The organism is Amycolatopsis rhabdoformis (assembly GCF_035918295.1).
Classification (GTDB): domain Bacteria; phylum Actinomycetota; class Actinomycetes; order Mycobacteriales; family Pseudonocardiaceae; genus Amycolatopsis; species Amycolatopsis rhabdoformis.
The window spans coordinates 4361705-4381708 of record NZ_CP142149.1 but is presented as its reverse complement, the minus strand read 5'-3'; the positions used below and the strand labels follow the sequence as shown (position 1 = coordinate 4381708).

At 72.3% G+C, this 20004-nt stretch carries 15 protein-coding genes; 10 read left to right on the top strand and 5 right to left on the bottom strand.

All coding sequences use genetic code 11. The annotated features are described in order from the left end of the window. The first annotated feature begins 387 nt into the window (after nt 1–387). Both lspA and VSH64_RS20005 read left to right on the top strand, forming a co-directional pair. Complete coding sequence (gene lspA, locus VSH64_RS20010) at nt 388–1068, top strand: signal peptidase II (RefSeq protein WP_326837157.1); 681 nt, start codon at nt 388–390, stop codon at nt 1066–1068. Continuing rightward, nucleotides 1065–1994, top strand: coding sequence for an RluA family pseudouridine synthase (locus VSH64_RS20005; protein WP_326837156.1), 930 nt, complete (start codon nt 1065–1067; stop codon nt 1992–1994). Before lspA ends, VSH64_RS20005 begins: the two co-directional genes overlap by 4 nt. On the opposite strand, the gene VSH64_RS20000 is transcribed toward VSH64_RS20005, so the two are convergent. After that, nucleotides 1991–2995 carry an AsnC family protein gene (locus VSH64_RS20000; RefSeq protein ID WP_326837155.1) on the bottom strand — a complete coding sequence of 335 codons (1005 nt, stop codon included), beginning with the start codon at nt 2993–2995 and terminating at the stop codon, nt 1991–1993. The two genes, VSH64_RS20005 and VSH64_RS20000, sit on opposite strands and share 4 nt — an antisense overlap. Before the next feature lie 228 nt (nt 2996–3223). Here VSH64_RS20000 and VSH64_RS19995 point away from each other — a divergent pair, with 228 nt between their 5' ends. The 5 genes from VSH64_RS19995 to VSH64_RS19975 all read left to right on the top strand — a co-directional run bounded on the left by VSH64_RS19995 (nt 3224) and on the right by VSH64_RS19975 (nt 10423). Beyond that, nucleotides 3224–6553 carry a DUF885 domain-containing protein gene (locus VSH64_RS19995; RefSeq protein ID WP_326837154.1) on the top strand — a complete coding sequence of 1110 codons (3330 nt, stop codon included), beginning with the start codon at nt 3224–3226 and terminating at the stop codon, nt 6551–6553. Next, nucleotides 6517–7755, top strand: coding sequence for a fumarylacetoacetase (fahA, locus tag VSH64_RS19990; RefSeq protein WP_326837153.1), 1239 nt, complete (start codon nt 6517–6519; stop codon nt 7753–7755). The genes VSH64_RS19995 and fahA overlap by 37 nt, the downstream gene beginning before the upstream one ends. 66 nt (nt 7756–7821) lie before the next feature. Continuing rightward, entirely contained in the window at nt 7822–8862 is a 1041-nt protein-coding gene (locus tag VSH64_RS19985) for an LLM class F420-dependent oxidoreductase (protein ID WP_326837152.1), read from the top strand. Nucleotides 8863–9184: 322 nt separating this feature from the next. Continuing rightward, nucleotides 9185–10198: a Ppx/GppA phosphatase family protein gene (locus tag VSH64_RS19980; RefSeq protein WP_326837151.1), complete on the top strand. Its 1014-nt coding sequence runs from the start codon at nt 9185–9187 to the stop codon at nt 10196–10198. 42 nt (nt 10199–10240) lie between these two features. Then, complete coding sequence (locus VSH64_RS19975; protein ID WP_326837150.1) at nt 10241–10423, top strand: hypothetical protein; 183 nt, start codon at nt 10241–10243, stop codon at nt 10421–10423. Nucleotides 10424–10602: 179 nt separating this feature from the next. Here the strand turns inward: VSH64_RS19975 and VSH64_RS19970 are convergent, their stop codons facing one another. The 4 genes from VSH64_RS19970 to VSH64_RS19955 all read right to left on the bottom strand — a co-directional run bounded on the left by VSH64_RS19970 (nt 10603) and on the right by VSH64_RS19955 (nt 15307). Further along, the gene (locus VSH64_RS19970) at nt 10603–12984 is read right to left on the bottom strand and encodes a glycoside hydrolase family 65 protein (RefSeq protein ID WP_326837149.1); all 2382 of its coding nucleotides are present in this window, start codon (nt 12982–12984) and stop codon (nt 10603–10605) included. Further along, nucleotides 12981–13712, bottom strand: coding sequence for an HAD family hydrolase (locus tag VSH64_RS19965; RefSeq protein ID WP_326837148.1), 732 nt, complete (start codon nt 13710–13712; stop codon nt 12981–12983). Before VSH64_RS19965 ends, VSH64_RS19970 begins: the two co-directional genes overlap by 4 nt. 10 nt (nt 13713–13722) lie before the next feature. Beyond that, nucleotides 13723–14091 (bottom strand): ArsR/SmtB family transcription factor, encoded by a 369-nt coding sequence (locus VSH64_RS19960; protein ID WP_326837980.1) that lies wholly within the window; start codon nt 14089–14091, stop codon nt 13723–13725. Between the two features lie 67 nt (nt 14092–14158). Continuing rightward, a complete protein-coding gene (locus VSH64_RS19955; protein WP_326837147.1) occupies nt 14159–15307 on the bottom strand; it encodes an ROK family transcriptional regulator in 1149 nt (382 codons plus the stop codon). A 507-nt stretch (nt 15308–15814) separates the two neighbouring features. On the opposite strand from VSH64_RS19955, the gene VSH64_RS19950 reads away from it, so the two are divergent. The 3 genes from VSH64_RS19950 to VSH64_RS19940 all read left to right on the top strand — a co-directional run bounded on the left by VSH64_RS19950 (nt 15815) and on the right by VSH64_RS19940 (nt 19982). Then, the gene (locus tag VSH64_RS19950) at nt 15815–18073 is read left to right on the top strand and encodes a xanthine dehydrogenase family protein molybdopterin-binding subunit (RefSeq protein ID WP_326837146.1); all 2259 of its coding nucleotides are present in this window, start codon (nt 15815–15817) and stop codon (nt 18071–18073) included. Between the two features lie 27 nt (nt 18074–18100). Further along, nucleotides 18101–18556, top strand: coding sequence for a (2Fe-2S)-binding protein (locus VSH64_RS19945; protein WP_326837145.1), 456 nt, complete (start codon nt 18101–18103; stop codon nt 18554–18556). 181 nt (nt 18557–18737) lie between these two features. Next, nucleotides 18738–19982, top strand: a complete 1245-nt coding sequence (locus tag VSH64_RS19940; protein ID WP_326837144.1) for a PucR family transcriptional regulator — start codon at nt 18738–18740, stop codon at nt 19980–19982. Nucleotides 19983–20004: the final 22 nt, after the last annotated feature.

Genomic DNA, 20004 nt, shown 5'->3' with positions numbered 1-20004 from the left:
CCGATCAGCCGAAGGCCGTCGCCGCGACCGGCTGGGGGCAGCCCCTCACAACCAGCCCGCCGACCAGCCGAAGCCCGCTTTCCGCGACTGGCTGAGGTGGCTTGCTGGCGGCCTGTCGCGCCGATCGGCTGAAGCCGGTCGCCGGGATCGGCTGAGGCGGCCTGCCCGTGACCTGCAGCGCCGATCAGCCGAAGCCCGTCGCCGCGACCGGCCGAGGCAGCCCGCTCACAACCCGCCCCGCCGACCAGCCGAAGCCCGCTTTCCGCGGCAGTTTCACCGCCCACCGCATCGCTCTCCGTCGCGTTCGTCGTGGTCCTCGGCCTCCCGAAGCGGCGTTCCGAACCTGCCGCCGCGAACGGGTGGGGCGTGGGCGTGGACAATGGGGGCGTGAGCACCGAGTCTTCCTCGTCCGAGCACGGCCTGTCCGAGCCTGGTTTGTCCGAACCCGGCCGGCCTGAAGGCGCGCCCTCGGGTGGGCCCGCCCCCGAAAGCGATGCGGCCGCCGACACCGGCGGGGAGGATGCCGTGGAGCCGGCGCCGCGACTTCTGCCGAAGCGCAGGGTCGGGCTCGTCTTCGCCGTGGCGGCCCTGATCTGGGTCATCGACCTGGTGTCGAAGAACCTCGTGGCCGCGAACCTCGAGGGCAAGGAGCCCGTGCGGATTCTCGGGGGGCTGATCTACCTGCAGGTGATCCGCAACCCCGGCGCCGCGTTCTCGATGGCGACCGGCATGACCTGGGTGCTCGCCCTGGTGGCGGCCGCGGTGGCGGTGGCGATCATCTGGCTGTCGCGGCGGTTGCGGAGCGTGGGCTGGGCCATCGGGCTCGGGCTGGTGCTCGCGGGTGCCCTCGGCAACCTCACCGATCGGATCTTCCGGGCGCCCGGCCCGTTGCGCGGGCACGTCATCGACTTCATCTCGGCCTTCGCCCCCAACGGGGAAGGGTTCGCGATCTTCAACATCGCCGACTCGGCGATCTGCGTGGGCGGTGTGCTGATCGTCCTGCTGTCGCTGCTGGGCAAGGACTACGACGGCACCTCCACGCGTGACAAGAAGGAGAAATCCGCGTGAGCGCTCGTCTGCTGCCCGTCCCCGACGGGCTCGACGGCATGCGCGTCGACGCGGGCCTGGCGAAGTTGCTGGGCCTGTCGCGCACCGTGGTGGCCGAGCTGGCCGAGGCCGGTGACGTGCTGGTGGACGGCCGCCCGGCCGGCAAGTCCGACCGCCTCACCGCCGGGGGCCTCCTCGAGGTCACGCTGCCGGAGCCGGAGTCGCCGGTGCAGGTCATCGCCGAGCCGGTGGCCGGGATGAAGATCGTGCACGACGACGACGACATCGTGGTGATCTCCAAGCCCGTGGGCGTCGCCGTGCACCCGAGTCCCGGCTGGACCGGGCCGACGGTCGTCGGTGGCCTCGCGGCGGCCGGCCTGCGGATCTCGACGTCCGGTGCGGCCGAGCGCCAGGGCGTGGTGCACCGGCTCGACGCCGGCACCACCGGCGTGATGGTGGTCGCCAAGAGCGAGCACGCGTACACGGTACTGAAGCGGGCGTTCAAGGAACGCACCGTGGACAAGGGGTATCACGCCGTGGTGCAGGGCCACCCCGACCCGACACGCGGCACCATCGACGCGCCGATCGACCGCCACCCGCGCCACGATTACAAGTTCGCCGTGGTCGCGGGCGGGCGCCCGAGCGTGACGCACTACGAGGTGGTGGAGGCGTTCCGCGCGGCTTCGCTGGCGCACGTGAAGCTCGAGACGGGCCGCACGCACCAGATCCGCGTGCACTTCTCGGCGCTGCGCCACCCGTGCGTGGGCGACCTGACCTACGGTGCCGACCCGGTGCTGGCGCGCCACCTCGGCCTCACGCGGCAGTGGCTGCACGCGCGCACCCTCGGCTTCGCGCACCCGGCCGACGGCCGCTGGGTCGAATTCGAGGCCGAGTACCCCGACGACCTCGCCCGCGCCCTCGAGATCCTGCGCGACGAGAGCTACTAGCCCTCGACGGCCCAGGTCAGCGTGCGATCGTCCGGCTCGGGCCGCGGGCTCCAGCGCACCGAGACCACCCGCGTCGCGTCCGGCAGCACGTACACGGTGTGGCCGCCGAGCGTCTCGCCCGGCCGCACTCCGATCTTGTGCGGCGGGCGCGAGGTCAGCGACACGGGTGCCTTGGTCACCGTCGCGCCGTCGGCGGTCACGAGCTCGAGGTAGTTGTCGGGCAGCGACGCGAACGGCACGGCGCCGCGGTTGGTGATCTCGGTGTGCACGACCACGGCCCGCTCGCCCGCGTCGAGGCGGTAGCCGGCGGCGCCGAACAGGTAGTCGGCCGGGTCCTGCACCTCGAGCAGCTGCACGGTGAGCTGCTCGCCTTCGAGGCCCTGCGTCGGCAGCGTCTCGCCGATCCGGCCGTGCCGTCCCTCGGCGGGGCCCGCTCGGCGGGGTTCGTCGCCGCGAGCCCAGGACGCCGTCTGCGGCACGCCCCACGTGCTCAGCGCCGGGTCGAGCGGCGGCCCCGGGTACGGCCCGGTCGGCACACGGTAGGGACCGGAGGGCACTCCGTACGGCCCGGACGGTCCACCGTGGACGGACGGCACCCCCGGCGCGGGCGGCATTCCGGGCGCGTTCCCGGGACGCGGAACGGGCGCGCCCGGCGGCGCCGCGGCCGGAAATCCTTGCCCCGTCGGCATCGCCGGCGGCAGGCCCGGCCGCCCGGCGGGCGCGACGACCGGCATCGGCCCCGACGGTGGCTGCGGCGGCGGTTGCTGCTGTTGCTGTTGCTGCCACGAAGGCGGTGCCGCCGCGATCGCCGCGCGCAGGCCGGCCGGGTCGCTCTCCACGCCCACGAGCAGCGGCAACCCGCTGCCGGACAAGGCAACCAGCCGGTAGGCGACCTCGCGCGGGTCCATGCCCACCTTCGCCGCGAGCTCGTGCACGGCCGTTTTGCCCAGCTCGGCGAGGGCGGCGAGCAGGCGGACATCGGCGGGATCGGTCACGGCCACTCCGGCAACGCTACCTTCCGGGCCCCGCGTGCCGTGGCAAGGCCGCGACGCGTCGCCCACTCCGGTGGCGCGGGCCCACCTTCGGTGGCTCTGGGTGGCGAAAGCGGTTCGATCCGACTGTTCACAGTGGGTGAACGGGACGCTCGTGCCGGAACGCCACCCGACGCCCCGGGTCTCCATTAGGGTCGGAAAAGCACGGCACCACCGAACCCCCGGGAGTCCGCACCCATGACCGTCGTCACCGATCTCGCCGACGAGCTCGTCGACGTGATGTTCGGCTTCGAACCGCTCTCCGCCGCGATCCTGGGCATCAAGCCCGACGCGCCGGGGCTCGGCGACCCGAGCGCCGCCGCCGAGGCCGCCTACCGCGAGCGGCTCGCCGGGCTGCTGGCTCGGGCGCGGGCGATCGAGGCCGACGACCTCGGCGCGACGGACCGCGTGACCCGCGAGGTGGTGATCAGCTCGATCGAGGGCAAGCTCGACTTCATCGACAGCCGCTTCGGCGAGTTCACCGTGACCGACCTGTTCGTGGCCCCCGCGGCGGGCCTGCTTTCGTCGTTGCCGATGGTGCCGGTGCTGCCCGGCGACCAGGCCCGGGTCCACCTCGACCGGCTGGCCGAGATCCCGGCGTTCCTGCGCGCGGTCGCCGTGCGCCACCGCGAGGGCATCGAGGCCGGCCTGGTGCCGGTCGAGCGGCTGGTGAAGGGCGCGATCGCCCACGTCGACCGCTACCTCGCGGAGCCGGCCACCGACCCGCTGCTGCGCCAGCCGGCTCCCGACGAGGCGTTCGCGAGCAAGCGCGAAGAGCTGCTGCGCGACGTCGTGCGCCCGGCGTTCAAGGAGTACCGCGACTTCCTCGAAGCCGAGGTGCTCGCCCACGGCCGGCCCGACGACCGCGCCGGCGTGTCGTGGCTGCCCGGCGGCGAGGAGAGCTACACCCGCCTCGCGCGCCTGCACACCACCACCGACCGCACGCCGCAGGACCTGCACGACACGGGCCTGGCCGTGATCGCGGGCCAGGTCGAGCAGTACCGCGCGCTGGGCGAGCGCGTGTTCGGCACCCGCGACCTGCCGGAGATCTTCGAGCGGCTGCGCACCGACCCGAAGCTGCGCTGGACGAGCGCCGAAGAGCTGCTCGACACCGCGCGCTCGGCCATCACGCGCGCCGCGGCCGAGTCGCCGAACTGGTTCGCCACGATCCCCGAGCAGCCGTGGACCGTGGAGGCCGTGCCCGAGGACTCCGCGCCCGGCGCGCCGCCCGCGTACTTCATGCCGCCGGCCGTCGACGGCTCGCGCCCGGGCACCTACTTCGCCAACACCTACGAGGCCACCGAGCGGTTCCGGCACACGGCCGAGGCCACCGCGTTCCACGAGGCGATCCCGGGGCACCACTTCCAGCTCAGCACGGCGCTCGGGCTCACCGACCTGCCGCTGCTGCGCCGGCTCGGCGACTTCAACGCCTACGTGGAGGGCTGGGGCCTCTACACCGAGCGCCTGGCCGACGAGATGGGCCTGTACTCCGACGACGTCTCGCTGCTCGGCATGCTCACGCTCGAGTCGATGCGCGCCGGCCGGCTCGTGGTCGACACCGGGCTCCACGCGCTGGGCTGGAGCCGGCAGCAGGCGATCGACTACCTCGTCGGGAACACGCCGATGGGCAAGCTCGAGATCGAGGCCGAGGTCGACCGCTACATCGGCTTCCCGGGCCAGGCGCTCGCGTACCTGGTGGGGCGCCTGGAGATCCAGCGCGTCCGCACCGTCGCCGAGACCCGGCTGGGCAGCCGGTTCGACGTCCGCGCGTTCCACGACGTGGTGCTCTCGGGCGGCGCGCTGCCGCTGTCGGTGCTCGACTCCGTGGTGGCGCAGTGGATCGCCGGCCACGGCGACACGGTCGACGGGCTCGCCGAGGACCTGCTGGAGCTCGAGTTCGAGCGCGAGCCGCTCGAACGCACGATGCTGGGGCTGCCCGGCGACCACGGCGCGCTGCCTGACCCGAGCCGGGCCGCGACCGAGCGCTTCCGCGCCCGCTACACCGACCTGGCCGACCGCGCCGAGGCCATCGACCGGGCCGGGCTGTCGGCCACCGACGCGGTGACGCGCGACGTGGTCATCGCCCGCGCCCGAGGCGTGGTCGACACGCTCGACTCGCGGCTGGCCGGGTTCGCGGTGAGCGACGGGTTCAGCTCGCCCGCGCTCAACCTGCTGAGCCTCCTCGGAGCGATGGCGCCGGACGACGAGGAGAAGGCGCGGGGATACCTGCGCCGGCTGGCGGGCTACGGCGACTACCTCGACGCGGTGACCGAGACTCAGCGCGCCGCGCTGGCCGACGGGTTCGCGCCACCGGACTTCCTGGTGCGCGTGGGCATCGGGTACGTCGAGCGCTACCTCGGCGCCGGCGAAGCCGACCCGCTGCGGATCACACCGGCGATCGAGGTGGCCGGGTTCGCCGAGGAGCGCGACCGGCTGCTGGCCGAGGTCGTGCGCCCGGCCTACGAGCGCTACCGCGCGTTCCTGGCCGACGAGGTGGCGCCGGTCGCCAAGCCCGAGTCGGCGCCGGGCATCGGGCACCTGCCGGGCGGGCAGGAGAAGTACCAGGGCCTGATCCGCGCCGAGACGACCACCGACCGCACGGCGCAGGACCTGCACGACACCGGCCTGCGGATCGCCGAGAAGCTGGCGGGGGAGTACCGCGAGCTGGGCTCACGGGTGTTCGGCACCGACGACCTCGCCGAGATCTTCGAGCACCTGCGCACCGACCCCGAGCTGCGCTGGCGCGACGGCGAAGAGCTGCTGGCCGGTGCGCGCGCGGCCATCACGCGGGCGGAAGCCGTTGCGCCGCAGTGGTTCTCGCGGGTGCCGGCGGCGAAGTGCGTGGTGGCACCGGTGCCCGAGGCCGACGCGGCCAGCGGCACCATCGCCTACTACCTGCCCGCGGCGCTCGACGGCTCGCGGCCGGGCACGTACTACGCCAACACTCACGAGGCGAGCTCGCGGCCGCGCTTCACGAGCGAGGGCATCGCGTTCCACGAAGCCGTGCCGGGGCACCACTTCCAGCTCTCGTTCGCGCAGGAGCTCACCGAGCTGCCGATGCTGCGGCGGCTGGTGCCGTTCAACGCCTACATCGAGGGCTGGGGCCTCTACTCCGAGCGGCTGGCCGACGAGATGGGCCTGTACTCCGACGACGTCACGCGCCTGGGCATGCTCACCCAGGACTCGATGCGCGCGGCACGGCTCGTGGTCGACACCGGCCTGCACGCGCTGGGCTGGAGCCGGCAGCAGGCCGTGGACTACGCCGTGGCCCACACGCCGATGGCGCGCCTCGAGATCGAGGCGGAGGTCGACCGGTACGTCGCGAACCCGGGCCAGGCGCTCGGGTACATGGTGGGGCGCCTGGAGATCGAGCGCGTGCGGGCCGTGGCCGAGGAGGCGCTGGGCGAGGCCTTCGACATCCGCGAGTTCCACGACGTGGTGCTGGGCAACGGAAACCTACCGCTGTCCACACTGGACACGCTGGTGCGCGAATGGATCGCCGGCCGGCAGGCGGAGGACGCGCGGTGACCTGGCTCGACCTGCCCGCCGACACGGAGTTCGGGCTCGCCAACCTGCCCTACGGTGTGTTCTCGCGGGGCGGCGCGCCCGAGCGCCGGGTCGGGGTGGCGGTGGGCGAGCACGTGCTCGACCTGTCGGCGGCGGCCGAGGAGGCGGCGGCGCCGTTCGCGCCGCTGCTCACGAGCGGGGTGCTCAACCCGCTGCTGGCGGCCGGGCCCGCCACGTGGCACGACGTGCGCGAGCAGACGCGCGAGTGGCTCACCGAAAGCCGCTACGCCGACCAGCTGCGCCCGCACCTGGTGCCGCGCACCGAGATCACGCACCACCTGCCGATCGAGGTCGCGGACTACGTCGACTTCTACTCGAGCGAGCAACACGCGATCAACGCCGGGCAGATCTTCCGCGGCGCCGACGACGAGCTGATGCCGAACTGGAAACACCTGCCGATCGGCTACCACGGCCGGGCCGGCACGGTGGTGGTGTCGGGCACGCCGGTCGTGCGCCCGTCGGGGCAGCGCAAGCCGCGCGGGGCCGACGAACCGTCGTTCGGCGTGTCGAAGCTGCTCGACATCGAGGCGGAGGTCGGCTTCGTGGTCGGCACGCCCTCCACGCTGGGCAAGCCGGTGCCGGTCGAGGACTTCGCGAAGCACGTGTTCGGCGTGTGCCTGGTCAACGACTGGTCCGCGCGCGACATCCAGGGCTGGGAGTCGCAGCCGCTGGGGCCGTTCCTCGGGAAGTCGTTCGCGACCTCGGTGGGGCAGTGGATCGTGCCGCTGGCCGCGCTGGAGCACGCGCGCGTGCCGCAGCCGCCGCAGGACCCGGAGCCGTTCGCGTACCTGCGCACCGCCGAGCCGTGGGGGCTCGACCTGGCGCTGGAGATCCGGATCAACGGCCACCTGGTGTCGAGCCCGCCGTTCGCCACGCAGTACTGGACCGCGCCGCAGCAGCTCGCGCACCTCACCGTGAACGGCGCGAGCCTGCGGACCGGCGACCTGTTCGCGTCGGGCACCGTGACCGGCCCGGCGAAGGACCAGCGCGGCTCGCTGCTGGAGCTGAGCTGGGGCGGGCGGGAGCCGTTCGCGCTGGGCGACGGCGCCACCCGCACGTTCCTGGAGGACGGCGACGAGGTGTCGATCAGCGCCACCGCGCCCGGGCCGGCCGGCAGCCGGATCGGCTTCGGGGAGGTGGCCGGGCGGGTCGTGCCCCGGTAGGCTAAGCGCACGCTTAGTCAGGTGCGGGGACGTCGTGGTCCCGGCCTCGGGAAATGAGGGAACGCGATGAGGATCGGCACGGGACTCAACTACTCGGGCGGGTTCGCCGACAGCGTGGCGGACATCGTCGAGCTGGAGAAGGTGGGGCTCGACATCGCGTTCGTGCCGGAGGCCTACAGCTTCGACGCGGTGAGCCAGCTGGGTTTCCTCGCGGCCAAGACCGAGCGGGTGCAGCTCGCGTCGGGGATCTTCCAGATCTACACGCGCACGCCGAGCCTCACCGCGATGACCGCGGCCGGCCTCGACTTCGTGTCCGGTGGCCGGTTCACGCTCGGGCTGGGCGCGTCGGGACCGCAGGTGATCGAGGGCTTCCACGGCGTGAAGTACGACGCGCCGCTGGCCCGCACGCGCGAGATCATCGAGATCTGCCGGCAGGTGTGGCGGCGCGAGCCCGTGGTGCACGACGGCAAGCACTACTCGATCCCGCTGCCGGCCGAGCAGGGCACGGGCCTGGGCAAGCCGCTGAAGCTGATCAACCACCCGGTGCGCGAGCGGATCCCGATCCTGCTGGCGGCGCTGGGGCCGAAGAACGTCGCGCTCACCGCGGAGCTCGCGGAGGGCTGGGAGCCGATCTTCTTCCACCCCGAGAAGGCCGGCGACGTGTGGGGCGCGGCGCTGGCCGAGGGCAAGGCCAAGCGCGACCCGGCGCTGGGCGAGCTCGACGTGTTCGCGGGCCCGGCGCTGGCGATCGGTGACGACGTGGAGCACCTGCTCGACCAGGTGCGCCCGCACCTCGCGCTCTACATCGGCGGCATGGGCGCGCGCGGCAAGAACTTCTACAACACGCTGGCCCAGAGCTACGGCTTCGAGGCCGCGGCCCGAGAAATTCAAGATCTTTATCTCGACGGCAAGAAGAAGGAAGCCGCGGCGGCCGTGCCGCTGGAATTGTTGCGGGCGATCTCGCTCGTGGGACCGGCGTCCTACGTGAAGGAACGGGTGGCGGCATTCGCCGAAGCGGGGGTGACCACCCTCGTGGTCAGTCCACTGCAGCCCGGCCGCGAAGCTCGGGTCGACGCGGTGGCGAAATTGAAGGAAATCACCGGCTGACCAGCGCCGACGCGCCGGTGAGCGGGACGAATTCGGCTCGCTCAGGCGTTCGGTTTATGCTGTTGTGATTGCAGGTGCGAAAAAGTCGCACCTCGAACGTGCGCGTGCTCAACAGCGCCGGTGGGCCTTGCCGTTCGCCGGTACGCGTGGAATGTCGTTCGCGTGCGGTTGTAGATGCCGTGCCGTTCGGATGCCGTGCCGTTGTGGATGAGCTGTGCCGTGGTGGGAAAGCCGTAAATTCCCCTCTGATGGGTCACCAGAGGTGTAAGAACGGTCTTTCGGGGGAACACGACGGCGAAGCGAAAGCGAGGTAGGCCTGACTGTGCGCGAAATTGCGGGGCCCGCTGCCGGGGTGCTGGACGTCGGATCGTTCAGCGCCCACCTTGTGGTGCTCGAGCCCGGGGGAACACCCCTGGAGCCGGCACTGAGCCACCAGACGCGGCTGCGTCTCGACCGTGAGCTCGACGACGAGTGCCGGCTCAGCGAGCGCGGCGTGGCGGCCATCTCCGCGGCCGTGGCCGAGGGCGTCGCCGTGGCGAAGCAGCACGGCGTGCGCGACGTGTTCCCGCTCGCGACGTCGTCGATCCGCGACGCGGCCAACGCCGCCGAGGTGGTGCGCCAGGTCCGCCGGGACACCGGAGTGGAGCTGCAGTTCCTCTCGGGCCGCCGCGAGGCCGAGCTGACCTACGTGGGCGCCCGGCGCTGGTACGGCGCGTCCGCGGGGCCGCTGCTGGTGCTCGACATCGGCGGCGGCACGGTGGAGCTGTCGGCCGGCCGAGGCTCGCAGGCCGAGTTCGCCCGTTCGCTGCCGCTGGGTGCCCGCTCGGTCACGCGTGACTGGTTCCCCGCCGACCCGCCCGTGCGGTCGAAGAAGATCCGCGCGCTGCGCGACCACGTGCTGGAAGAGGTTTCCGGTGCGCTGGGTGACGCGACCGAGCACCTGGCCGGGCACAGTGTGATCGGCTGCTCGAAGGTGCTGCGCCAGCTGGCCCGCCTCGCCGGTGCTCGCCCGGGCAAGACCCGTGAGCTGCACCTCGACGACCTGCGGGTGTGGATCCCGCGCCTGGCCGCCATGCCGTCGGCGAAACGCGCCGAACTGCCCGGCATCTCCCGCCAGCGGGCCCAGCAGGCCCTGGGTGGCGCCGTGGTGGCGGAAGCCCTGCTCACCATCACCGGCGGCCGCATGGCCATCTGTCCCTGGTCCACCCGCGACGGCCTGCTGCTCACCCTGCTGGATTCCCTCGCCGCCGCTCCGGACGCCGCGACCCTCGAAGGGCTCACCGACACGCTGCCGCCCGACGCGGCCGCCGAGGCCGGTTCGCGTCCGGCCGCGTGACACCCCTGGTGCGACCCGGCCTCCACGGGGTATCCCGGACCCATGACACGTGAGCTCTTCCCGCGCGACCACGCCGAGGACGACGAAGACGACCTCACCCTGCCCGACCCCAGCCGCGTGCGCTCCGAGGTGCCCGCGGCGCCGGGGCCGGACCTGACCCCGAGCCTCACCGAGGAAGTCGAGCCGCCGCCCGGCACCGAGGACGACGACCCCGCGGCCGGCTGACCGCCGGCGAACCACTCCGCCGGCGAGCCACTCCGCGGGCAAAGCGCCCCGCGGACAGGGCAACTCTGTGGGCAAAACGCCCTGCGGACAGAGCAACTCCGCGGCCTAGGCGCTCCGCGGGCACAGCATCGGCGAACACCCCGCGGACGGCCGGAACCGTCCGCGGGGCGGCGAGGACCTCAGGCCTCCGGCGCCACGAACGACCGCAGCCTCGACGCGTCCCGGCGCTGCGGGGCCCGACCGTAGGGCTGCACCGGCGGCTCGCCCGGGTCGACGTCGGCGATGGGCAGCGTCACGGGGTCCGCGCCCACGGTGAAGCGTTCACCGTGGTGCACGAGTTCCAGAGGGTCGCCCGACAGAATCGTGTAGGTGGCCTCACCGGGGCGGATGGCGACCTGGAACCGGGTGCCGCGGAAGGCCAGGCGGAAGGTGATGCCGCCGAGCTGCCGGGGCAGGCGCGGAGCGAACGAGAGCTGCCCGCCGTGGTCGCGCAGGCCGCCGAAGCCCGCGACGGTGCCCTGCCAGGCGCCCGCCAGCGAAGCCATGTGCAGGCCGTTGCGGACGTTGTTGTGCACGTCGTGCAGGTCGGTCAGGGCGGCCTCGGCCAGGTAGTCGTAGGCCAGGTCCAGGTGGCCCACCTCGGCGGCGATCACGGACTGCGTGCCGGCCGACAGGGACGAGTCGCGGACCGTGCGGGCCTCGTAGTAGGCGAAGTCGCGGGCCTTCTCCTCGGGGCTGAAGGAGTCGCCGCACAGGTGCAGGGCCAGCACGAGGTCGGCCTGCTTCACGACCTGCTTGCGGTAGAGGTCGAAGTACGGGTAGTTCAGCAGCAACGGGTAGAACGAGGGATCCGTGCCCTTGTAGTCCCACTCGTCGTGTTCGAGGAAGCCCTCCGACTGCGGGTGCACACCCAGTTCCTGGTTGTACGGCAGGAACATCGCGTCGGCGGCGGCGCGCCAACTGTCGAGCTCCGCGATGTCCACTTCGAACTGCTGCACCACGTCCGGGTACTTCTCGCACACCTGCGCGGCCGCGAGCAGGTTCCGGCGTGCCATGAGGTTCGTGTAGACGTTGTTGTCCGCCACGGCCGAGTACTCGTCGGGGCCGGTCACGCCGTCGATGCGGAAGTGGCCGTGCCGGTCGTGGTGGCCCAGCGAAGCCCACAGCCGCGCGGTTCCCACGAGCAGCTCGGCCCCGCAGCCGCGTTCGAACTCCTCGTCCTCGGTGGCGTTCACGTAGCGCAGCACGGCGTCGGCGATGTCGGCGCTCACGTGGAACGCGGCCGTGCCCGCGGGCCAGTAGGCCGAGCACTCCGCGCCGTTGATGGAGCGCCACGGGAAAGCCGCGCCGCGCAGGCCGAGCTGTTTCGCGCGTTCCTTGGCCTTGTCCATTGTGGAGTGCCGCCAGCCGAGGGCGTCGCGCGCCGCGTCGGGTGTGGTGTAGGTGAGCACCGGCAGCACGAACGTCTCGGTGTCCCAGAACGCGTGCCCGTCGTAGCCGGGGCCGGTGAGGCCCTTGCCGGCGATCGCGCGCGTCTCGCCGCGGGCTCCGGCCTGCAGCAGGTGGAACAGCGCGAACCGCACGGCCTGCTGCAGCTCGGGATCACCGTCGATCTCGATGTCGGACGTGGCCCAGAAGTCGTCGAGGTACTGACGCTGCTCGTTGATCAGGCCCTTCCACCCGGTCTGGCGCGCGCCGGCCAGCGCGGCCTCGACCTGTGCGCGCAGGGCCGGTACCGAGCGCTGTGCCGACCAGCCGTAGGCGAGGAACTTCGTGATCCGCAGCCGGCCGCCCTTCGGCACGTCGACCGCGACGGTGAGCCGCGCGAGGTCGTCCTCGCTGTGCACACGGGTGCGGATGCCGTCGTCGACCTCGATCTTGTGGTCCATCGCCGCGGCCATGCGCAGGCCGGAGTTGCGGGTCTGGTGCACCAGCACGGCCTGGTAGTCGGCCGCGCGGTTGAACTGCGCCACCAGCGGTGTGTCGAGCGCCGCGGCCACGCGCGGGTCGCGGGTGTCGGACTCGATCGGCTCGTTGGCCAGCAGGTCGGACTGCACCACGAGCTGCAGGTCTTCGTCGAGCGGCTCCACCTCGTAGCGGATCGCCGCGATCGCGCGCTGGGTGAACGACACCAGCCGCTCGGTCTTCACGCGCACCCGGCGGCCGGTGGGGGAGGCCCACTCGGTGGTGCGGCGCAGCGTGCCGCTGCGGAAGTCGAGCACGCGGTCGTGTTCGAGCGCGGTGCCGTAGCGCATGTCGAGCGGCTCGTCCTCCACCAGCAGGCGCAGGATCTTGCCGTCGGTCACGTTGACCACGGTCTGGCCCTCTTCGGGGTAGCCGTAGCCGCCTTCGGCGTAGGGCAGTTCGTGCTGCTCGTAGAAACCGTTGAGGTACGTGCCCGGCAGCCCGCGCGGCTCGGCCTCCTCGAGGGTGCCGCGCAGGCCGAGGTGCCCGTTGGACAGCGCGAACGCCGACTCGGTGCGCTGCAGGGCGTCGACGTCGAGGCCGCGCCAGCGCAGCTCCCACGGCGAGCACTCGTAGCCGAACTCGGTCTCGGTCATGCGTTCTCCAGAAGATCCGCGAGGTCGTCGACCACGACGTCGGCGCCGTGGGCCTTCAGTTCGTCGGCCTGGTCGGCGCGGTTCACGCCCACCACGAAGCCGAATTCGCCGGCGTGCCCGGCCTGCACCCCCGAGAGCGCGTCTTCGAACACGGCCGCGTGCGCGGGCTCGACCCCGAGCGCCTTCGCGCCGGCGAGGAAGGAATCGGGGGCGGGCTTGCCCTTGAGGTTGTCGCGGCGGATCACCAGGCCGTCGATGCGGGCCTCCACGAACTTCGTGAGATCCGCGGCGTCGAGCACCTTGGCTCCGTTGGCCGACGAGGTGACCACGGCGATGCGCAGCCCCGCGGCCTTCGCGGCTTCGAGGTAGCGAACCGAACCGGGGTAGGGGTTCACGCCCTTTTCCTCGATGATCTTCAGCACCAGCTCGTTCTTGCGGTTGCCGACGCCGTTCACGGTGGGTTCGTTCACGCCGTCGTCGGGGGTGCCCTCGGGCAGCCGGATGTCGCGGGAGCGGAGGAACTCGCGCACGCCGTCGGCGCGCGGGCGGCCGTCGACGAAGGCCGCGTAGTCGTGGTCGGTGAATTCGCTGAAGCCTTCGCCGTCGCGGTTGCGCAGAAACTCGTCGAACGTCCGTTTCCACGCCTGGCGGTGGAGAACGGCCGTTCCGGTCAGCACGCCGTCGAGGTCGAACAGACAGGCGGTGATGGTGTCCGGCAGTCCGATCATGAGTGCAAACCTACCGGTCCGGGCCCTCCGGCGTGGGACCTGAGTCGTGGGGACGCACCCGGTGGATGAGCTCGTGCACGGTCGCGTCGGCGAGCCGGTAGCGCACCACCCGGCCGTCGCGGTGCGCGGTCACCAATCCGTGGGCGCGCAGCAGCCGCAGCGCCTGCGAAACGGCCGTGTCGGTCATGCCCGTGGCCGCCGCGAGGTCGGTCACGCTGATCTCGCGCGCGTAGTGGATCGACACGAGCAGCGCGAGCCGCGACGGGTCGGCCACCACGGCGAACCGTCCGGCCCACTCGTCGATCACCGCCCGGTCGCCCAGCCCCGCGACGGCGGCGGCCACGCGCTCCGGGTCGATCAGGCGCCGGTCGGGCTCGATGCTCACAGCGGTCGATGATTCCACCCCGCGCGCGGCGCGACCACCGCGGCCACGGATGCCGTGCTGCTCAGGCCGCTCCGACGCGCCGTTCGAAGACCAGGCCCTCGGCCGCCCGCAGGCCCACGCTCATCGCGCCGGTGAGCACGCCGTCGTCGCCGAGCTCGCCCTGGACCACGGTGGGCACCAGGGGAGTGAAGGAGCGCAGGGCGCGGTCGATGGGGTCGAGCAGCAGGTCGGCGGCGGTGCCGATGCCGCCGCCGAGGACGATGAGCTCGGGGTCGACCACGGCGGCCACGGAGGCGACCGTGTAGGCGAGGCGGTCGGCTTCCACGCGCACCGCGCGCTGGGCCAGCTCGTCGCCCTCGCGGGCCAGCCGGAACACTTCGCGGGCCGATTTCGCCGTGCCCAGGCCGAGTTCGCGCGCGCCGCGCACCACGGACTGGGCGGCGGTGGCCTCTTCGAGGTGGCCGCGGGCCGGCACTTCGCCGCCGGACTGCGTGCGGCCGTAGGGGAGGTAGCCGATCTCGCCGGCGGCGCCCGTCGCGCCGCGGAACACGCGGCCGTCGACCATCAGGCCCATGCCGACGCCGGTGCCGATCATGAGGCAGCCCACCACGGACGCGCCGCGCGCGGCGCCGCTCTCCCATTCGCCCACGGCGGTGAGGTTCGCGTCGTTCTCCACGACCAGATCGGGGCCCAGCGCGGCCTCGAGGTCGTCGAGCAGACCGGGTTTGCCCCAGCCCGGCAGGTTCGGCGCGTGCCGGAAGCAGCGCTTCGCCGGGTCGGCGACGCCCGGGGAGCCCAGCACGCGCACCACGATGTCGGCGTCGGTGAGGCCGGCCTCGGCCACGATCTCGCGCGCCAGCCGGCCGACCGAGGCCACGAGCGCGCTGCCCGAGCGGGCCGTGTTGCGGGCGTCGCGGCGGGCCACCATCGTGCGGCCGAGGTCCGACACGGCGACGCGGATGTGCTCGCGCCCGATGTCCACCCCGAGAACGTAGCCCGCGGTCGGGTCGGCCTCGTAGAGCACGGCCGAGCGGCCCGTGCCGGTGGAGGTGTGCCCGGTCGCCCGCGCCAGCCCCGCGGCCTCGAGCGCCAGCAGCGCCTGGCTCACCGTCGGCTTCGAGAGCCCGGTGTCCTTCGCGACCTGCGGCCGCGTGGCCGGTCCGCCGCGGCGCAGCAGGTCGAGCACCGCCCGCTGGTTGATCCTGCGCATCCCGGCCGGAGTGCCGACCGGCGGAGTCCCCGCGCCCACCACGTGCTTGCCCGCTCCCTGCTGTCCCGTGCCGATGTGCCCCTGCCAAGGTAACCGGCTTCGGCAGGAAACCTTCTTTTCACCCGTTCGGTGACCAGCGGCAGAGCGTCCAGACGACGATACGGGTTGCCGGCACCATCCCGGCGCAAGGCGCGCGGAGCCGGGGCGCGGCGAGTGCCCGCACGGCCATCCGGCGCAGCCCGCGCTCACCCGTCGGCACGCCGGTCGGCGCCCGATCCGACCAGTGGTGAATGTGTCACGACGCACATTCGGAGGCGGTCGGCTGTTACCTCGTCACAGACATCAGTCGACACGACTACTGCGCGTTGCGTCCTTTCTGTCACGTCCATAGCGTGACGCGCCAGACCTCCCGTTCCACCACTCCCACCACCCGGGCCGCACCGCCGCGGCGGCGCCCGCCCGACCGCGCCCTCTTCAGGCGGCGCGGGTGCCCCGAAGGGATTCCCGATGGCCAGCCCCACCACCAGCCCCGGACCACAGGGCGACACCGACCCCGACGACGCGCGCGTCGGCCGCCGCCGCTTCCTCACCTACCTCGTCGCCGCGCCCACGCTGACGCTCGCGACCAAGCTGTCGTTCGACACTCTCGTGCCGGACACGGCCGAAGCTGTGGTGCCGACGCTGCCGCAGCCCGCGGAGATCCTCGACCTCGGCGACGTGCTCACGCTCTCGTGCGCGCCGACGTCGGGCATGCTCCTGCTCGAGGTGACCACCGACGGCCGCGTGCGCCTGCAGTTGCCGCGCGCCGAAGTGGGCCAGGGCATCAACACGGCCGTCGCGATGCTGGTCGCCGAAGAGCTCGACCTGCCGCTCGACAAGGTCGAGGTGGTCCTGTCCGACGCGCGCTCCGAGCTGCTGTTCAACCAGCTCACCGGCGGGTCGAACACCCTGCGCTCGCTGTACGACCCGGTCCGCAGCGCCGCCGCGACCGCCCGCGCCCGCATGGTCTCCGCCGCCAGTGCGCAGTGGAACGTGCCGGCGGCGCGGCTGTCCACTCGCGACGGTCTGGTGCACTCGCCGGACGGGCGCAAGGCGTCCTACGGCGTGCTCGCCGGCCCGGCCGCCCGCGCGGACCTGCCGGCCGCGGCCGTGCAGCCGAAGGCCGAGTCGGCCCACACCCTGGTGGGCACGCCGACCTCGCGCAAGGACGCGCTCGCCATGGTCACCGGCAAGCAGGTCTACACGCTCGACCTCGACATCCCCGGCGCGATGCCGGTGATGGTGCGCCGGCCGCCGACGATCAACGGCACGGTGAAGAAGGTCAACAACGAGGCCGCCGTGCGCGCGATGCCCGGCATCATCGACCTCGCCGTGGTGCAGACCGGCGTCGCGGTGATGGCCGAGACCTTCGGGCAGGCGCTCGACGGCAAGAACGCGCTCGACGTGACCTGGAACGCCGGCACGGTCGACGGTGAGAACAACGCGTCGATCACGAAGAAGCTGCAGGCCGCCGCGCTGCCGTTCGTGGTGCCGCCGCTGCTGACGCAGTACGTGGACGGCGAGTTCGACTTCGCGTTCGTGAGCCACGCGCCGATGGAGTCGAACTCGGCGGTGGCCGACGTCCGCGAGGACAGCGCCACGATCTGGGCCGGGCTCAAGTCGCCGATCGTCGCGAAGCAGACCATCGCCCAGGAGCTGGGGCTGCCGGAGAACAAGGTCACCGTGCACGTGATCCAGGGCGGCGGCTCGTTCGGGCGCCGGCTGTTCTTCGACGCCGCGCTCGAAGCCGCGCACATCTCGAAGGCGATGAAGAAGCCCGTGCGGCTCATGTGGAGCCGCATCGACGACATGCGCCACGGCCGCGCCCGCGCCGCGAGCCACCACAAGATCCGCGCGACCTTCGCGCTCGGCCAGGTGCTCACGTTCGAGCACCGCGTGGCCAGCGTCGAGACCGACTGGGGCCACGGCCTCGGCGAGATCCTCACCGCGTTCGCCGCGAAGCTGCCCGTGGGCGGCAACCTGAGCTTCGCGCAGACGGTGTTCCTGCTGACGGTGAAATCGCCCTACAACTACGGCGTGACCACGCAGCTGCTCAACGAGGTGCCGCTGAAGTTCCACACCTCGGCGTGGCGCTCGGTGTACTCCGCGAACACCCGCGGCGCCGAGGAGATCATGGCCGACGAGATCGCGGCCAAGCTCGGCAAGGACCCGCTGGAGTTCCGCCGCGAGTTCATCAAGGAACCGCGGCAGAAGGCGGTGCTGGACAAGGTCGCCGAGCTCGGCGAGTGGGGCAAGAAGATGCCGAAGGGCTTCGCCCAGGGCATCGCGGTGCACGGTGAGTACAAGTCCTACACCGCGTGCCTGGTGGAGATGGACGCGCGCGACCCGAAGAACCCGCGCGTGACCAAGGCGACGATCGCGGTGGACGTCGGCAAGCCGGTGAACCCGCGCGGGCTGCAGTCGCAGATGCTCGGCGGCCTCACCGACGCCATCTCGACCACACTCACCGCGGGCCTGCACATCGACAAGGGCCTGCCGCTGGAAGGCAGCTACTCGCAGTTCCACTACGCGCGGCAGAAGAACGCGCCGATGGACGTGAACGTGTTCGTGATGCCGGCCAACGGCAGCGAGATCGGCGGCGCGGGCGAGCTCGGCCTGCCGGCTCCGGTCGGCGCGATCGCCAACGCCTACGCGCGGGCCACCGGCATCAAGCCGCGCAGCTTCCCGATCAACTTCCCGGTCGACTTCGACCCGTTCCCCCGCTGATCTCCCCACCACCGCAAGGAGTTTCGCATGCCCAACTACACCTTCGTGGTGAACGGGAAAACCGTCACCGTCGACGCGCCCGCCGACCTGCCGCTGCTGTGGGCGCTGCGCGACAAGCTGAAAGTGCGCGGCCTCAAGTACGGCTGCGGCATCAACGTGTGCAAGGCCTGCACGAGCCACCTCGACGGCGAGGCGATGAACCCGTGCGTCACGCCGGTCTCGGAGTGCGAGGGCCGCGAGGTCACCACGATCGAGGGCCTCGCCGACGGCGACCAGCTGCACCCCGTGCAGGAAGCGTGGCTGGAGCAGGACGTCGCGCAGTGCGGCTACTGCCAGCCGGGCCAGATCATGGCCGCCGTCGCGCTGCTGAAGAAGACGAAGAACCCCACCGACGCCGACATCGACAAGATCGAGAACGTGTGCCGCTGCGGTTCGTACTTCCGCATCCGCGAGGCGATCAAGGCGGCCGCCGCGAAGATGTGATCCGCGAATGCGGTCGGAGGACAGTGGTTTCTCCGCATTCGCGGGCGTGGTCGGAAGTTCACCCGGCCGAGTGAGCGGGTGTCGTGTTAGATGACCTTCCCGAGGGCTCGACGAAGAGTCCCCGTACGGTCACCGGGCGAGGGGCGCGCGAGCGCCCTTCGCCCAGGCCCGGAGGGCGTTGATGCACTACCAGACAGTTCTGCGCGACGGGCTCGCCCCCGTGGTCTCGGCGCTCGCGGCCGACGTCGACACGGCCATGCCCGAGCTGATCGACGCCACGATGCACCAGATCCTCGAGCAGATGCCGGTGTACCGCGACGAGCGGTTCGTGACCCACGCCGAACTGCGCAACTCCGTGCGCGCCAACCTCGACTACGCGCTGCGGACCCTGCGGGGCGAGGACGTGCCCGACGTGTCGCAGGCGCGGGCCACCGGCCGTGCGCGGGCGCTGCAGGGCGCGCCGCTGCCGGAAGTGCTGCGCGCGTTCCGGATCGGGCTCACCGAGGTGTGGCACCGGTTCGTGCTGCTGACCGCGCGCGGTGAGAACCAGGACCTCGCCGGGCTGGTCGCCGCGACGGCCGCGGTGTGGGCGCTGGTCGACGACTACGCCGAGGCGCTGACTTCGTCCTATCGGGACGCCGCCGCCGAAGTCGTGGTGGCGCACCAGAACCGCCGTTCGGCGCTGGTGGAGGCGCTGTTCGCCGGCGGCGCCGCGACCGAGGGCACGCTGTGGGACATCGCGCGTGTACTGGAGCTTTCCGTGGACGGCAGTTTCGTCGTCGTCGCGGCCGAAACCCCGCGGCTGGGCCACGAACCGCTGCCGAAGATCGAGCTGCGCCTGCGTGAGGCCCAACACGCCTCGGCCTGGCGGCTCACGCCCGACCTGCAGGTGGGAGTGGTGTCCCTGCGGGATCCCTCGGCCTGCAAGGTGACGGTGGATCTGCTGCGCGAAACCCCGGTGGGCCGGATCGGCATGAGCCCCGTGTTCTCGGGCCTGGGCAACACTTCCCGGGCGCTGCACTTCGCGCGTGTCGCGTTGTCGAGCATGGCGCCGGGTTCCACGGGCCTGGTGCAGTTCACCGAGTCTCCGCTCGCCGGCCTGGTGGCCAGCGCACCCGAAGCGTCGGTGCAGCTGGCCCACCACGTGCTGCGCCCGATCCTCGACCTGCCCGGCGACGACCGCAACGTGCTGCTCCTGACCCTGCGCGCGTGGTTCGACTGCCAGGGCTCCACGAAACTCACGTCGGAACGCATGTTCTGCCACCCCAACACGATCCGCCACCGCCTGCGCCGGATCACCGACGAGCTCGGCCGTTCCCTCACGGACCCGGCCGACATCGCGGAACTGGGAGCGGCGCTGCGGGCGCTGCACCTGTTCCCGGACACCTCACACCTCCCGGCGCCGAGGCCCACGCGCGCGAGCTGACCGGCCACGGCGGTCGCCGACC

What these genes read in the sequence shown, in the direction of transcription:
- VSH64_RS19995 (WP_326837154.1), top strand. Translation starts at nt 3,224, where the DNA reads ATGACCGTCGTCACCGATCTCGCCGACGAGCTCGTCGACGTGATGTTC.
- fahA (WP_326837153.1), top strand. Translation starts at nt 6,517, where the DNA reads ATGGATCGCCGGCCGGCAGGCGGAGGACGCGCGGTGACCTGGCTCGAC.
- VSH64_RS19985 (WP_326837152.1), top strand. Translation starts at nt 7,822, where the DNA reads ATGAGGATCGGCACGGGACTCAACTACTCGGGCGGGTTCGCCGACAGC.
- VSH64_RS19975 (WP_326837150.1), top strand. Translation starts at nt 10,241, where the DNA reads ATGACACGTGAGCTCTTCCCGCGCGACCACGCCGAGGACGACGAAGAC.
- VSH64_RS19970 (WP_326837149.1), bottom strand. Translation starts at nt 12,984, where the DNA reads ATGACCGAGACCGAGTTCGGCTACGAGTGCTCGCCGTGGGAGCTGCGC.
- VSH64_RS19965 (WP_326837148.1), bottom strand. Translation starts at nt 13,712, where the DNA reads ATGATCGGACTGCCGGACACCATCACCGCCTGTCTGTTCGACCTCGAC.
- VSH64_RS19955 (WP_326837147.1), bottom strand. Translation starts at nt 15,307, where the DNA reads ATGCGCAGGATCAACCAGCGGGCGGTGCTCGACCTGCTGCGCCGCGGC.
- VSH64_RS19950 (WP_326837146.1), top strand. Translation starts at nt 15,815, where the DNA reads ATGGCCAGCCCCACCACCAGCCCCGGACCACAGGGCGACACCGACCCC.
- VSH64_RS19945 (WP_326837145.1), top strand. Translation starts at nt 18,101, where the DNA reads ATGCCCAACTACACCTTCGTGGTGAACGGGAAAACCGTCACCGTCGAC.
- VSH64_RS19940 (WP_326837144.1), top strand. Translation starts at nt 18,738, where the DNA reads ATGCACTACCAGACAGTTCTGCGCGACGGGCTCGCCCCCGTGGTCTCG.